Origin of the sequence: Micromonospora sp. DT53, from assembly GCF_049841535.1 — a bacterium.
In the GTDB taxonomy this organism is placed as follows: domain Bacteria; phylum Actinomycetota; class Actinomycetes; order Mycobacteriales; family Micromonosporaceae; genus Micromonospora.
In genome coordinates, this window is record NZ_JBNCKM010000006.1 from 496,343 (window position 1) to 510,461 (window position 14,119).

Below are 14,119 nucleotides of genomic sequence, written 5' to 3' on the forward strand. Positions count from 1 at the left end.
TCTGCGGCCGCGACGGCCGTGCGCGAGTCGCGGGTTCATCCGGTGGTGATCGTCGGTAGACGTGCGCGCTCGGCCTCCGCCACCTCCCGCCGCCCGGCGGCGTCGGCGGACACCGGGACCGGCACGGCGGCCAGCTGGCCGATCCGTTCGGTCAGGCGATCCGCCCAGAGCCGCCCGGCCGAGGTGAGACTTCCGGCCCGGGCGAGTTCGACCAGGGCGCGTTCCAGTTGCGCCCGCACCACCGCGAAGCGCGCGGTGGCCTGGGCCGCCAGTTCCGGATGGGCGCGCAGCGCGGCCCACACCTCGGCGACGGCGGTGAACGCGTACGTGCCGTGCAGCAGCCCGCCGATCGGGCGGGGGTCGGGACGCCAGGGCGCGAAGTATCGCACCGGGTCGGTCGGTTCGTAGAGCTGGACCAGACCGAGGATGGCGTTGAGTTTGCTGTGTTGCAGCTCGTGCACCATGGTCACGGCCAGGTCCACCGGGTCGAGATCGGTGTCGGCGGCGAACGCCCCGAAGGCGTCGGCGTGCGTGACGCTGTGCCCGCGCTCGGTGCCGTCGGCCAGCGGCACGAACGTGCTGATCCCGGCGGCCACCTCGGCGGCGTGCGTCGGGGCGTACGCGACGAGCAGGTGCCAGGCGTGCCCGACGGACCGTTGCAGATCCGCGGCGCGCGGTGGGGAGAGCCGGGTGGCGACCGGTAGCCCGAAGCAGTCGCGGTAGGGGTCCAGGTCGTCGACGCGGAGGTCCAGGGTGATCGCCTGGTCGGTGAAGCGCCACCAGCGGATGGGCGTCCACCGTCGGCCGGTCAGGTCAGACGGCGTCACCGTCGTGCTGCCGCCCGCTCGGCGTACCACCCCGAGGCCCGGCACGGGCACCAGCCCCGCACACGGCGTGACCGGCACCGCCGCGTCCGACCAACCGCTGAGGGTGGCCGCCGCGAGCGCCGCGAACGGGAGGTAGTCCGGTCGGCCGGTGCTGCCGTGCCGGACCCGATCGATCGCCCAGACGGCCAGCCACGGGTGATCGAGCAGCACGTCCACGGCGGTGGGGGCGAGGCGGTGGGCGTGGCCGAGCAGGTGCGCCGACGCCGCCAGGGCGTCGTCGGTGTCGGCGAGGCCCTTGAGGACGAGCATCGTGCGGTTGCGTTGTGCGTGCCACAGACCGCGGATGGCAGCCGGGCCTGCCCGCCCGTCGGCCAGGCCTGTGAACTCCGACCGGGTCAGGTGGAGTCGACGCCGGGGTCGAGGAAGCTGTTCCAGCCGGCCAGCGTCGTCTGCCGGGGACTCTTCAGTGTCGCGACCAGTTCCTCGATCCATCGGGCCAGTTCCGGATCCTCGTCGCGTAGCAGGTGGCTCAGGCCCTGCGTCAACACGTCGACCACAACGAGGTGATCAGGTGCGGGTTGCTCAGTCATCGATGTCCCGGGTTGGCGCAGGCGTGCTGACATGAAAACACGTCTACGTCTGTGATCACCATCGGCTTACCGTCCGTCACCGCTCTCGGCAGGCGATCCACGGCAGGCCGGGCACCTCGTACCGCCGCCGGGTTTGCGGCCGGCGGCGGCACGAGACCCGCGGGTCAGCCGGCGGCCGCCTCGGCGGCGGCGTGGTCGCGGGCCACCCGGACCATCTCCACCAGACCGCCGGCGTACTCCTGGGACTCGCCGTGCGCCTCCTCGAACGGCGGCTGGAAGCCGACGCTCTCCCACTGGCTGGTCGCCGGGTTCCACAGGTCGTTGCCGACCTCGAAGTCCCAGGCGAAGATGCCCAGCTCGTAGTAGAGCTGGTCGGCCGAGTTGCCGGCGGCGGAGTAGAGCACGTCGGCGACAGGTCCGGTCTGCGACGGCCAGGTGACGGTGCCGCGCTCCTGAGCGATGGCGCCGACGATCCGCCGGGCGCTGTTGAGGAACAGCGTCGACTCGTCGATCGACGGTCGCGGCAGGGTGACCCTGCCGTCGGCCCGGTACGCCCCCGGAGGCCACATGAAGTACCCGCCGTAGGAGTGCACGTTCATCGCGAACTTGATGTTCGGGTGATCCTCGGCGAGCGTGATCACGTTGCGGCTCTCCGCCTCGGACAACTCCGCCGTGCCCGCGAAGTTGCCGGACAGGCAGTTGGCGCTGGCGCCCACGTAGCCGTCGAAGAACGACCCGACTGTGTAGTTGCGGTTGATGTCGACGCCCCACGAGGTGCGGTTCTTCGGGTCGCGGGCCGCCCCGGTGCAGTGGTTGACGAGATTCTTGCGCTGGAAGTTGAAGTCGTTGAACGAGTAGTTCGCGCCGTCCGGGTTGACCGTCGGGATGACGAAGATGTCGACCTGCTCCAGCAACTCACGGGTGGCCGGGTCGGTCCGGGCGTTGGCCAGCATCCGCTCGGCGAACTCCAGCGTCACCAGCGGCGTGGCCCACTCCCGGGCGTGTTCCTGGGAGTACGCGAGCACCCCGACCCGGGAGCCGTCCCGGTGTACGCCGAGGCGCAGCGCCTGCACCGTCCACGGCCGTGCCGGCACCTCGGTGCCCTGGAGGCCGTCGTCGAGTCGGGTGGGGCCGGCGACGGGCATCGGCAACCCGGCCGAACCGTCCTCGACAGTGGCCCGGAACCGGTCCGGTTGGCGGGCGTTGATCGCCGCCGCGACCTCGTCGGTGGTGCTCACCGTCTTGCCGGCGGTGTCGGTGGCCAGCGACACGGTGAGGACGCGGTCGCGGTAGCCGACGGTCAGTGGCCGGTTCGCCCGGCCCGGGTCGACCGTCCGCACCTGCACGCCGTTCATGTTCTGCTCGCCGAAGCGGACGGACTCGACCACCAGCGCGGCCACCGCCGGGTCGCCGAGGTAGCCGACTGCCGTGCGTCGATAGCCCTGGGTCTTGTTCGGCAGGTCGATCACGTCCACCAGGTCCCGGTACTGGCGGGCCAGCCGCTTGATCCGCGCCTGGATGTCCACAGGCGTCAGGTACGCGTCGATGAAGTTCTTCTGGTAGCCCGCCGGCAGCGGCGGTGGGGAGACATTCGGCCAGAGCGTCGGCGTGATCGCCCGGCTGACCCCGCCGAGGCTGGAGGTGGCGCTCAGCTGAACCGGTCGGCTCGGCACCGGCTGGGGGAGCGCGTAGTGGTACTGGTACTCGCCGGAGTCCTCGAAGCGGTACAGCGGGAACGAGCCGGTGGCGCCGTCCGCCGTCCGCCGTCCGCCAACTGACGGTGATCTCCACATCCGGGTCGTCGGTGGCGGTGGTGGCCACCTGGGCCTGGAGGAAGGTCTGTCCGGTCGTCGTCCACCAGTACGCCTGCTGCACCTGGAGGGTGTCCACGGCAGCGGCGGCGGTGCTGGACCGCTGGCCGGCGGCCGGCGCACGTAGCCCGGCGGCGGTGCGGGCCTGAGCCGCGCGGACGCTGTCGGCGTAGTGCCGGCTCCCGTCCCCGGCGCGTTGCACGATCTGCACGGCCGTCGCGCCCTGGGCGGTCAGCTCGGCGAGCTGCGTGCCGCTGAGCACCAGGTCGGCGATGATCCGGCCGTCCCGTGCGCGGGGCCGGTTGGCGAGGTCCGCGCCGGCGGCGACGAGCCGGTCCAGCTGGGCCTGATCGCGGAGCTGGACTCGGACCAGTGCGGTCTCGGTGGCGCTCAGGGTGATCGGGGTGGCCGGGGCTGCGGGTGCCGCCGCTCCGGACGCGGGATGGGACAACACTGCGCTGAACAGGATCACTGTGGTGGCGGCAGCTGTCCACCGTCGTCGGACGATCATGTGCCCTCCTGTGACGGACGTCGATGTATCTGGTCCTTACACCAGTGCACAGAGCGACACCTGTCAAGAGAAGCTGTGTCGAAGCGCCGCTGCCGACGAGGGTGACCGAACGTGAACGAGGTGGGCCAATTAGGTCAGATGTCCTGCTTGTTCTCGCATGTTGTGATCACTCTTTACACTGCTGACCCTCGGTCCCTAATGTCTGGCTCACGGTCCGGGCTTGAACAGTTCCTCACCCCTGCCCGACACCTCGTCACCGCGGTAGGCGCTTCCCCCTCCCGGGAGGCGGCTGGCCGGGCTCGTTCAGAGACGTGCTTGAGGCCGCGCACAGAACGGATGCGAGATGGTTGCCCTAACGATTGAGTTCATCGGTGCTGACGCAACAATCAACGACTCCTTTCGAGAGTGGTTGTCTAGAGCAGGCCTCCGAGCCGCGGACGCCGCCAACGGTTCGAACGTCTCGGTACAAAATGGTGCGGACTGCGAAGAGCTCGGCGCGCAGCTGTCCCGTTTCGTCCAAGAGAGAAGCGATCGCTTCACGTTGCGCATCGATGGTCCAGGTGGTGATTCACTTCTTCACGAAGTGCGAATGGTTGCGGACGCTGACTCAATGACGAGTTTTCTCGCCACCAGTGCTTATCTTCAGTGACGTCAAGCTCGGCGCAGGATGCGGCAACACGTCCGCAGATCGTGCTGACCGGCACCGGGAAAGGCGTCGGGGTTCAACTCGCAGTCGTGACCGAGCCGTACCGGCAGTGTTGGTGACCGGGTTCGGCCGGCCGTTGCTGGCTCTGGTGGCCACGGTGGGGCTGGTCCTCACCGCGGCCTGCGGGGGCGGCTCCGGCACGCCGCCGGGAGCCGGCCGGAGTGGGCCGCCGGCCGGCGGGTACACCATCGATCCGGTCGCCGAGGGGTTGCAGCCGGTCTTCGACATGGACCCTGAGCTTGCGGACCAGGTCGGCAGGGTGCTGATCGCGCCGACGCTGGACATCGTCGGTCTGAAGGTTGTGCCTCAGCAGTCGCCCTATGCCGACGACGTCCTTTCGACCGTTTGTGGGATGCATCGAGGCAACGGCGTCTACGGCACCGCCTTCGGGCAGCAACGCGAGTGGGAGGCACCGGATCTGCGAATCATGCAGCTCGCCGGCGCGTGGGGTGTGACATCGGCTGCGGAGGCCGTCGAGCAGGTTCGCGGCAAGCTTGGTTGTGGCACCTACCGTGATCGCAAGGATCGGTATCGCGTTCTCGGTGAGACGCAGCTTCCTCGTCTGCCTGGGCTGGATGGGCAGTTGATGTACTGCGAGGTGATCGATGGAGCGGACCGGTCGGTGCCGACCCATGTCTGCACCTTGCTGTTGGCCCGGGGTGCGCTCGTTTCACGGATCCGGACGCTCGCCTTGGACACTGCCACCGCTGAGCGGGTGACCAAGCAGCTCAGCGTGCTCGCGGCTCAGAGCCTCACCGCCATCTCCTGAGAATCGACCTGTTGGCCATCCCGCCGGGTGCGGTCACCGCCCCGGCGGGGTGGCGCGGGCGTGAGTGACGCGTTGATCCCTGTGACATCTGCGCGAGTTCCGGAGCAACCCTCCGAGCCGGACCCCGCGTGACTAACTCGAAACGGGGATCGGAGGCCTGAATGAGCGATCGCGACGAGGCGTTCGCCGAGTACTTCGCGGCACGGTCCGGTGCCATGCGCGGCACCGCGTACCTGCTGTGCGGCGACTGGCACCGTGCCGAAGACCTGGTCCAGACCGCGTTCGTCAAGCTCTACCGGGTCTGGAACCGGATCTCCCGGCACGAGGTGCTCGACAGCTACGTGCGCCAGATCCTGATCCGGACCTTCCTCGACGAGCGCCGTCGCGGCTGGTGGCGGCGTGAACGGGTGGGTGGCGAGGACGCCGAGCAGGCGGCCCCGCCCGACTCGCCGGAGAGCCGACTGGTGCTGCTGCAGGCGCTGGCCCGGGTGGCGCCGCGTCAGCGTGCCGTGCTGGTTCTGCGGTACTGGGAGGACCTGTCGATCGAGGACGTCGCGGCGCTGCTGGAGTGCTCTCCAGGGACGGTGAAGAGTCAGGCGGCACGAGGGCTCGACACGTTGCGTGGCCTCCTGACCCCCACCTACAGCGGGATCGAGATGGGGGAGCGATGAACGAGGAAGAGTTGCGCGAGGGGCTGCGCAGCGAGATGGCGGCCACCACCCCGCCACCACCATTGAGTACGGAAGCCGCGCTCGGCGCGGCACGGCGGACGCACTTCCGTCGACGCGCGCTGTGGGCGTCCCTCGGATCGGCGGCTGTCGTGCTGGCGGTCACGGGCTTCGCGGCCGTCGCCACTCCGGACGGCCACGTCTACGAACCGGCGGGTCAGGGGCCACCGGCTGCTCCGGGCACCAAGGAACCGTGGCCGACCGGGCCGGACGGCCAACCGCAGGAGGACCGGACCGCCCGGGCCGGGTCCAGGTACGAGCAGGGCTCTCACCTGCTCGGCGAGGCTGTCTCGGTAATACCGTCCGGCTACACCACCCCGGAGGACCCGTCGAGCCAGTCCGCCGAGGAGCGGACGCTGCGGACCCACCAGGCGCAGTTCGAGGAGAAGGTGGACGGCGTCGACGTGTGGAGCTACTCCTCCTCGGTCGCCGTGGCGCAGGGCAAGGGCACCGGGCGCATGATCGTCGAGGTGCACGACGCCGGCAACCAGCTGCCGACCGAGCCGTGCGACCTGGCCCAGAAATTCTGGGGCATGCGGGGTGAGTGCCAGGTCGAGACCGTCGGAGCTTTGCGGGTCGGCGTTGTGGTCCGACCGAGCGGCGACGACCGGCTCGACCAGTGGTCGGCGTACCGGCACCCGGACGGCGTGGTGGTCTTCGTGGCGCAGGCCGTACGCCTCGACGAGAGCCGGCCGGCGTTGACGAAGCTGCCGTTCTCCGTGCCGCAGTTGGCCTCTCTCGCGGTCGACGAGCGGTTCCACCTGGAGTGACACGGCAACTCGGCGCCGCCGAGGGGGTCCAGGGGTCGGCACCGTGCCGTTCACCTGGGCCTTGCCGTTCTCTCAGCGGCGCGCTGTGAGGGGCACGAGGACGAGAAGGGCAATGCCGAGCGTGGCGGCGCCGACAGCCCACCACCAGAAGAATCCCGAGAAGACCGAGGCGATCAGGAGTCCCACGCCGAGACCGGCCAGCAGGCCGAGTGCGAACAGGGCCCGTGGGGTCAGGGCGAGGTACGGCAGGCGTCGTACGACAAGCACCTCCAGCCAGGTGCCACCCACCGCCAGCAGCGCTGCGCCCACGCCGTCCACGGCGGACAGCCCGTGACCCTCGCTGACGGGCACGAGAACGCGGCCCTCGTCACCGGCGGGAACGAAGAGAACGAGCACGCCGACGACGACGAGCAGAGCGGCACTGCCTACCTGCCGGCGCGGGGCGCCCTCGCCAACGGCTGACATCGCTACAGTCTCGGCCATCCGCCATCGTCCGCGCAGCGGCCGTATCGGCAAACATCGAACCCGGGTGCCCGGCTGGTCGCCTGTCAGCGCCACGCGGTAGATGTCGTTGTGTAGCCGCTGGTCGTCGAGCGCCGGCTCGTGAATCGCACAGGCGCAGGCCGTCCACCAAAATGCCCTCCGACCTGGGCCGGAGGGCATTGGAGCGGGCGACGAGAATCGAACTCGCGTAGTCAGTTTGGAAGACTGAAGCTCTACCATTGAGCTACGCCCGCGTGCATCCCGCCGAAACAGGACGCGCCTACAGCGTACCCAATGCCGGTGCCCGACGCGTAACCGCGGCACCGCCCCGCGGTGCCGCGTCGCCTGGGCCCGGCGGCACGACAGCTCCAAGATCCGCACTACATCCGTGAAGTTGTCCGGATCTTGGAGCGCCCCGCGAGCCTGGGCGTGACGCCGGCAGGGTGGAATGGTAATTTTCGGGGGTTATGTCCGGGTGGGTGATGCCCCGGCACCGACTGAGGCGTGGCGACGGCATAGACTGCACGTCGCCACGGGGTGTGGCGCAGCTTGGTAGCGCACTCGCTTTGGGAGCGAGGGGCCGTGGGTTCAAATCCCGCCACCCCGACTGTCGTCCGCGGCCGGGCCGCCCCGGGTGCCGCCCAGTGCGGTCCCCGGGCGATGCCGGAGCGTCAGGCCGGCTCGCCTACACTCGATGGGCTGAATCACGCCCAGACTCAACTGAGATCCGTCAAGGAGTACGCCTGTGAAGAGCACCGTCGAGACTCTGAGCCCGACGCGCGTGCGGCTCGCCATCGAGGTGCCGTTCGTCGAGCTCGAGCCGAGCCTCAAGAAGGCGTACCGGGAGATCGGTTCGCAGGTCCAGGTTCCGGGCTTCCGCCGGGGCAAGGTGCCGACCGCGGTGATCGACCAGCGGGTGGGCCGGGGCACCGTCCTCAACGAGGCGGTCCAGGAGGCCATCCCGGAGAACATCCTCGCCGCGGTGCGTGAGCACGACCTGAAGACGCTGGGGCGCCCGGAGGTCGAGATCACCGAGTTCAACGACGGTGACTCGCTGAACTTCACGGCCGAGGTCGACGTCCGCCCGGAGATCACCATCCCGGACGCGAGCACCATCGAGGTGACCGTCGACGAGCTGCAGATCGACGAGAGCGAGATCGACGAGCAGGTGAAGAACCTGCGGGAGCGTTTCGCGACCCTCAAGACCGTCGAGCGGGCCGCCGCCGAGGGCGACTACGTCCAGATCGACCTCAACGCCACCGTCGACGGCGAGGACGTGCCGGGCGGCCAGGCGAGCAACATCTCCCACGAGGTGGGCAGCAAGCAGCTCCTGCCGGGCCTGGACGAGGCCGTGGTCGGCCTCGCCGCCGGTGACGACACCACCTTCACCACCCAGCTGGTCGGCGGCGACTTCGCCGGTCGGGACGCCGAGGTGGCGGTGACCGTGCGCACGGTCAAGGAGAAGGAGCTGCCGGAGCTGAACGACGAGTTCGCCCAGATGGCGAGCGAGTTCGACACGATCGAGGAGCTGCGCGGCGACCTGCGGGGCCGCGTCACCCAGGGCAAGCAGGTCGAGCAGATCTACGCCGCTCGGGACAAGGCCCTGGCCGAGCTGGTCGCGGCCGCCGAGATCCCGGCCCCGGAGGGTGTCGTCCGCGAGGAGGTCGAGAGCCGCAAGCAGGCGATGGTCGACCAGCTGGAGCGGATCGGCGCCTCGATGGAGGAGTACCTCGCGGCCGAGGACAAGACCGAGGAGCAGATCGACGCCGAGCTGACCGAGGCGGCGACCGAGGGCGTCAAGGTCCAGCTCCTGCTGGACACGCTTGCCGACGCGGAGGACGTGCAGGTCTCCGACGACGAGTTCGGGCACGAGATCGTGCACCGGGCGCAGCGTGCCGGGATGGCTCCCCAGCAGTACTACGACCAGCTGGTGCGCTCCGGTGCGGCAGCTGCGGTCTTCGGTGACGTGCGCCGGGGCAAGGCCCTCGCGGCCGTCATGGAGAAGATCACGATCAAGGACTCGGCCGGCAACGGGATCACCCTCGACGCGCTGCGCGCCGCCAACGAGGCGGAGCACAACCACGACCACTGATCGTCGGGTGCGGCCGCCGTCCGCCGCTCAGCGGTGGATGGCGGCCGTTTTCCCTTTCCGGGTGCGCCCGGGCAGCAAGCACTGCCGGGTACGCCCGGAAGCCCGCGCCGCGGGTACGCCCGACACAGCTGCGCTGAGAGCGAACACTGCCCCGACCGGGACTCTGCCGCCCCGCACAGCGGTTAGTGTCGGGAAAGACGGTACGGAGAGCGAAGGGCTGCCATGACCGACATGCACATCCCCAAGAAGTCGCTCCGGGCGATTGACGCGCGCGGTGGCGACTCCATTGGCAACCTCGACGACTCGGTCTACAACCGGTTGCTCAAGGAACGCATCATCTTCCTGGGCAGTGAGGTGACCGACCAGGTCGCCAACCGCATCTGCGCGCAGCTGCTGCTGCTCGCCGCGGAGGACCCGGACCGCGACATCAACCTGTGGATCAACTCGCCGGGTGGCTCGGTCTACTCCGGCATGGCGATCTACGACACCATGCAGTTCATCGACAACGACGTGTCGACCGTGGCGATGGGCATGGCTGCCTCGATGGGTCAGCTGCTGCTCTGCGCGGGCACCAAGGGCAAGCGCTACGCCCTGCCCCACGCACGGATCATGATGCACCAGCCGTCCGGCGGTCTGGGCGGCACGGCGTCCGACATCGCCATCCAGGCGGAGCAGATGCTCTACACGAAGCGGATGTTCCAGGAGCGGGTCGCGCACCACACCGGCCAGAGCCAGTCGCAGATCGAGGCCGACTCGGACCGGGACCGTTGGTTCACCGCCCAGGAGGCCATGGACTACGGCTTCATCGACAAGGTGATCATCGGGGCCGCACAGGTCCCGGATGGCGCCGGGACCCTGAGCTGAGGAGCTGACGATGACCGATCTGAGCCTGCCGCCCCAGTTCGCGGCCGTGCACAACCGCTACGTGCTGCCGTCGTTCGTCGAGCGCACGTCGTACGGGGTCAAGGAGTCGAACCCGTACAACAAGCTCTTCGAGGACCGGATCATCTTCCTCGGCGTCCAGGTGGACGACGCGTCGGCCAACGACGTGATGGCCCAGCTGCTGACGCTCGAGGGCACCGATCCGGACCGCGACATCATCATGTACATCAACTCGCCGGGTGGGTCGTTCACCGCCATGACGGCGATCTACGACACCATGCAGTACGTCCGTCCGGACATCTCGACGGTCTGCCTCGGGCAGGCGGCGAGCGCCGCGGCGGTGCTGCTGTCGGCGGGCACTCCGGGTAAGCGGATGGCCCTGCCGAACTCGCGGATCATCATCCACCAGCCGGCCACCGAGGGCGGCTACGGGCAGGGCTCGGACATCGAGATCCAGGCCCGGGAGATCCTGCGGATGCGTACGCAGCTGGAGGACATGCTGTCCCGCCACTGCAACCGCCCGATCGAGCAGGTTCGCAAGGACATCGACCGTGACAAGATCATGACGGCCGAGGAGTCCAAGGAGTACGGGCTGGTCGACACGATCCTGACCAGTCGTAAGAAGGGTCTGCTGGCGGCCAACGCCGCCCGCTGAGCTGTGTCGGGTCAGAGGTTGGCCGGGGCTTGAGTTTCCTGGCCGACCTCTGACACACCCGTTTTGGGGGTCGGAGAATGCCCCGCCAGCGGGTAACGTCGGGTCCGTACCGCTTCGCCGGTTGGGCCGGCGGCGCGAACTAAGCCGGGCGGCGCGCAACGTCCGCAGGTCAGGGCCGGGTCTCCGGCCGATGAGTGCAGGGAGAACGTAGGTGGCACGGATCGGTGACGGCGGCGACCTACTGAAATGCTCCTTCTGCGGCAAGTCGCAGAAGCAGGTCAAGAAACTCATCGCGGGCCCAGGGGTCTACATCTGCGACGAGTGCATCGATCTCTGCAACGAGATCATCGAAGAGGAGTTGGCCGAGTCCGGCGAGGTGAAGTGGGAAGAGCTTCCCAAGCCGATGGAGATCTGCCAGTTCCTCGACACCTACGTCGTGGGCCAGGATCAGGCCAAGAAGGCCCTCGCCGTCGCGGTCTACAACCACTACAAGCGGATCCAGGCCGAGGCGGCTGGCGCGCCGGGCTCCGGCAGTGACGCCGTCGAGCTGGCCAAGTCCAACATCCTGCTGCTCGGCCCGACCGGGTGCGGCAAGACCCACCTGGCGCAGACCCTCGCCCGGATGTTGAACGTCCCGTTCGCCATCGCCGACGCCACCGCGCTGACCGAGGCGGGCTACGTCGGCGAGGACGTGGAGAACATCCTCCTCAAGCTGATCCAGGCCGCCGACTACGACATCAAGCGCGCCGAGACCGGCATCATCTACATCGACGAGGTCGACAAGATCGCCCGCAAGTCGGAAAATCCGTCGATCACGCGGGACGTCTCCGGCGAGGGTGTGCAGCAGGCCCTGCTCAAGATGCTCGAGGGCACGACGGCCAACGTGCCGCCGCAGGGTGGCCGCAAGCACCCGCACCAGGAGTTCATCCAGATCGACACCACAAACGTGCTGTTCATCTGTGGTGGCGCGTTCGCCGGTCTCGACCAGATCATCGAGTCCCGCACCGGGCAGGGCGGCACCGGCTTCGGCGCCCGGCTCCGGTCGGTGTCCGATCGGTCGACCGACGACATCTTCAGCCAGGTCATGCCGGAAGACATGCTCAAGTTCGGGCTGATCCCCGAGTTCGTCGGCCGGCTGCCGGTGATCACCAATGTGCGCAGCCTGGACCGCAGCGCCCTCGTACGGATCCTCACCGAGCCGCGCAATGCCCTGGTCCGTCAGTACCAGCGCCTGTTCGAGCTGGACGGTGTCGAGCTCGAGTTCGACGAGCCGGCGCTGGAGGCCATCGCCGATCAGGCGATGCTGCGGGGCACCGGTGCCCGTGGTCTTCGGGCCATCATCGAGGAGGTCCTGCTCTCCGCGATGTACGAGGTGCCGAGCAACCCCGACGCCGCCCGCGTGCTGATCACCCGCGAGGTCGTCCTGGAGAACGTCAACCCGACGATCGTGCCGCGTGAGTTCACCGGGCGCCGGGCCCGGCGCGACCGCGAAGAGAAGTCCGCCTGATCCTTTCCGCGTCACGCCGGCCGCCCGATCCTGACGCGGCCGGCGTGATCGTGTTCGACGGCCGCTCGCCCATGACCCAACCGGGCGGCTGACCAAATCGTGACGCTGTCCGTGAGCGCCCTCCAGCCGTACCCTTTGCTCATGCGTGTCGCCGTCTGTCAGCTGAACGCCCGGGACGACCGTAAGGCCAATCTGGCGGCCGCGGAGGCCCTACTGGAGCGCGCTGCCGCCGGCGGCGCGGATCTCGCCGTCCTCCCGGAGTACGTCGACTACCTGGGTCCGGCCGCTGGCCTGCCTGAGCCGGAGCAGGTCGACGGGGAGGTGGGCAGCTTCTTCGCCGGGGTCGCCCGGCGACTCGGGATCTGGGTGGTGGCCGGCTCGTTCCACGAGGCCGGCCCGGATCCGGACCGCACCTGGAACACGTCGCTGGTCTTCGACCGTTCCGGCAGTCTGGCCGCGAGCTATCGCAAGATCCACCTGTACGACGTGGAGATCCCCGGCCGGGTCTCCTACCGGGAGTCGGAGAGTGTCGCACCGGGGGTCCAACCGGTGGTGGTCGACGTCGAGGGGGTGCGGGTCGGCCTGTCAGTCTGTTACGACCTGCGCTTCCCGGAGCTGTACCGGCTGCTCGCCACCGATGGCGGCGCGCAGCTGCTTGTGGTTCCAGCCGCGTTCATGATGCACACCGGGCGGGACCACTGGGAGGTCCTGCTGCGGGCCCGGGCGATCGAGAACCAGTGTTTCGTGGCGGCGGCCGGCCAGACCGGCGACCATGAGCCGGGTCGCACCTGCTTCGGGCGCAGCATGGTGGTCGACCCGTGGGGGACTGTCATCGGCCAGGTGCCAGACGGCCCGGGGGTCTCCGTCGTCGACCTGGACCTCGATCGTCTCGACACGATCCGCGCCGAGCTGCCCAGCCTGGCCAACCGCCGGCTCTGAGCCTCAGCCCTCGAGCAGCACGCCGATAACCGCGAACCCGGCGATGGCCGCCGCGGTCACCAGCAGCGCGGTGGTCATCCGGGACCTGCCCCGTCGGGCCAGTCGTCCCACCGAGAGCACGAGTACGACCAGCACGACCGCACCGATCACCACCTGCCAGAACGGCCCGATGAGGCCGAGCAGCGCCTGCTCGGCGAACACCATGGCACCGTGCCCGGACTCATCCATGTCTGACACTCTGGCACGTCGAGGTGGCCCGCGTCCTCGGCCGCACCGAGGAGCGTGGCGGGGCGGGCCGTCCGAACCAGTGATGAACCCTGATTTGCCTTCTCCGGGCTGTCCGCGTAACTTTCTCTCTGCACGGGGGAGGCCGGACAAACCGGCCGAGAACGGGCGCCAGGCTCGTGGCGGGAACGCCGAGCGAGACTGAGGATCGGGCGGTGCGGGACACCTCGGAAACGGGGTTGCGAACGCGAAGCCGACCGGGTAGAGTTCTGAAGCCGGCAGGAGCCGGGCGGAGAGCCGCGAAGCGGCGATCGGCCGGTCTGCGGTTTCCCACGACAGAAACGAACGTCGGAAACGACGCGCGTCATCGTGGACTCGAACGAGTAAGAGTATCCGCGTTATCGGGTGAAGCATGACGAACCGCGAAATACCGGTTTGACACGGCGGAAACGAGCGGGTAACGTAGTAAAAGTGCCTGGCGCTGAAAGCGCCGGGTGCGGAGTAAGGAAAAGCCCCGAGATGGGTTCCACTGAGGTGGGGCGTTTGATCGGTGTGTGGTTGTTCTTTGAGAACTCAACAGGGTGCTTGTAAAGCCAGTGCCAATTATGATTTATACCCCGGACT

The 14,119-nt window shown here is 68.8% G+C and carries 15 protein-coding genes and 2 tRNA genes; 11 read left to right on the plus strand and 6 right to left on the minus strand.

The annotated features are described in order from the left end of the window. Positions 1-35: 35 nt before the first annotated feature. From ACLQ3B_RS21855 to ACLQ3B_RS21865, 3 genes are all read right to left on the minus strand, one after another. Positions 36-1,136, minus strand: coding sequence for an aKG-HExxH-type peptide beta-hydroxylase (locus ACLQ3B_RS21855; protein WP_425782523.1), 1,101 nt, complete (start codon positions 1,134-1,136; stop codon positions 36-38). A gap of 86 nt (positions 1,137-1,222) precedes the next feature. Next, positions 1,223-1,417 carry a hypothetical protein gene (locus ACLQ3B_RS21860; RefSeq protein ID WP_425782524.1) on the minus strand — a complete coding sequence of 65 codons (195 nt, stop codon included), beginning with the start codon at positions 1,415-1,417 and terminating at the stop codon, positions 1,223-1,225. A 164-nt stretch (positions 1,418-1,581) separates the two neighbouring features. Further along, complete coding sequence (locus ACLQ3B_RS21865) at positions 1,582-3,210, minus strand: M14 family zinc carboxypeptidase (RefSeq protein ID WP_425782525.1); 1,629 nt, start codon at positions 3,208-3,210, stop codon at positions 1,582-1,584. On the opposite strand from ACLQ3B_RS21865, the gene ACLQ3B_RS21870 reads away from it, so the two are divergent. From ACLQ3B_RS21870 to ACLQ3B_RS21890, 5 genes are all read left to right on the plus strand, one after another. Beyond that, positions 3,198-3,377 (plus strand): hypothetical protein, encoded by a 180-nt coding sequence (locus tag ACLQ3B_RS21870; protein WP_425782526.1) that lies wholly within the window; start codon positions 3,198-3,200, stop codon positions 3,375-3,377. The genes ACLQ3B_RS21865 and ACLQ3B_RS21870 overlap by 13 nt on opposite strands. Before the next feature lie 705 nt (positions 3,378-4,082). Next, positions 4,083-4,388, plus strand: coding sequence for a hypothetical protein (locus ACLQ3B_RS21875; RefSeq protein WP_425782527.1), 306 nt, complete (start codon positions 4,083-4,085; stop codon positions 4,386-4,388). Between the two features lie 112 nt (positions 4,389-4,500). Beyond that, on the plus strand, positions 4,501-5,214 hold the full coding sequence (locus ACLQ3B_RS21880) for a hypothetical protein (RefSeq protein ID WP_425782528.1): 714 nt from the start codon (positions 4,501-4,503) through the stop codon (positions 5,212-5,214). A 161-nt stretch (positions 5,215-5,375) separates the two neighbouring features. Then, positions 5,376-5,885 carry a SigE family RNA polymerase sigma factor gene (locus ACLQ3B_RS21885; protein ID WP_425782529.1) on the plus strand — a complete coding sequence of 170 codons (510 nt, stop codon included), beginning with the start codon at positions 5,376-5,378 and terminating at the stop codon, positions 5,883-5,885. Continuing rightward, the gene (locus tag ACLQ3B_RS21890; RefSeq protein WP_425782530.1) at positions 5,882-6,712 is read left to right on the plus strand and encodes a hypothetical protein; all 831 of its coding nucleotides are present in this window, start codon (positions 5,882-5,884) and stop codon (positions 6,710-6,712) included. Before ACLQ3B_RS21885 ends, ACLQ3B_RS21890 begins: the two co-directional genes overlap by 4 nt. Positions 6,713-6,784: 72 nt before the next feature. Here the strand turns inward: ACLQ3B_RS21890 and ACLQ3B_RS21895 are convergent, their stop codons facing one another. After that, complete coding sequence (locus tag ACLQ3B_RS21895; RefSeq protein ID WP_425782531.1) at positions 6,785-7,177, minus strand: hypothetical protein; 393 nt, start codon at positions 7,175-7,177, stop codon at positions 6,785-6,787. 198 nt (positions 7,178-7,375) lie between these two features. After that, positions 7,376-7,449 (minus strand) — tRNA-Gly (locus ACLQ3B_RS21900). Between the two features lie 279 nt (positions 7,450-7,728). Here ACLQ3B_RS21900 and ACLQ3B_RS21905 point away from each other — a divergent pair. The 6 genes from ACLQ3B_RS21905 to ACLQ3B_RS21930 all read left to right on the plus strand — a co-directional run bounded on the left by ACLQ3B_RS21905 (position 7,729) and on the right by ACLQ3B_RS21930 (position 13,270). Further along, a tRNA-Pro gene (locus ACLQ3B_RS21905) sits at positions 7,729-7,802 on the plus strand. 138 nt (positions 7,803-7,940) lie between these two features. Next, positions 7,941-9,287, plus strand: a complete 1,347-nt coding sequence (gene tig, locus ACLQ3B_RS21910; RefSeq protein WP_425782532.1) for a trigger factor — start codon at positions 7,941-7,943, stop codon at positions 9,285-9,287. 222 nt (positions 9,288-9,509) lie between these two features. Next, positions 9,510-10,151, plus strand: a complete 642-nt coding sequence (locus ACLQ3B_RS21915) for an ATP-dependent Clp protease proteolytic subunit (protein WP_007464111.1) — start codon at positions 9,510-9,512, stop codon at positions 10,149-10,151. A 10-nt stretch (positions 10,152-10,161) separates the two neighbouring features. Continuing rightward, on the plus strand, positions 10,162-10,824 hold the full coding sequence (locus ACLQ3B_RS21920) for an ATP-dependent Clp protease proteolytic subunit (protein ID WP_030333536.1): 663 nt from the start codon (positions 10,162-10,164) through the stop codon (positions 10,822-10,824). A gap of 211 nt (positions 10,825-11,035) precedes the next feature. Beyond that, the gene (clpX, locus tag ACLQ3B_RS21925; protein WP_425782533.1) at positions 11,036-12,331 is read left to right on the plus strand and encodes an ATP-dependent Clp protease ATP-binding subunit ClpX; all 1,296 of its coding nucleotides are present in this window, start codon (positions 11,036-11,038) and stop codon (positions 12,329-12,331) included. Positions 12,332-12,472: 141 nt separating this feature from the next. Continuing rightward, positions 12,473-13,270, plus strand: coding sequence for a carbon-nitrogen hydrolase family protein (locus ACLQ3B_RS21930; RefSeq protein WP_425782534.1), 798 nt, complete (start codon positions 12,473-12,475; stop codon positions 13,268-13,270). Between the two features lie 3 nt (positions 13,271-13,273). Here ACLQ3B_RS21930 and ACLQ3B_RS21935 read toward each other — a convergent pair whose 3' ends face one another. Further along, a complete protein-coding gene (locus ACLQ3B_RS21935; RefSeq protein WP_425782535.1) occupies positions 13,274-13,498 on the minus strand; it encodes a hypothetical protein in 225 nt (74 codons plus the stop codon). Between the last annotated feature and the right edge of the window lie 621 nt (positions 13,499-14,119).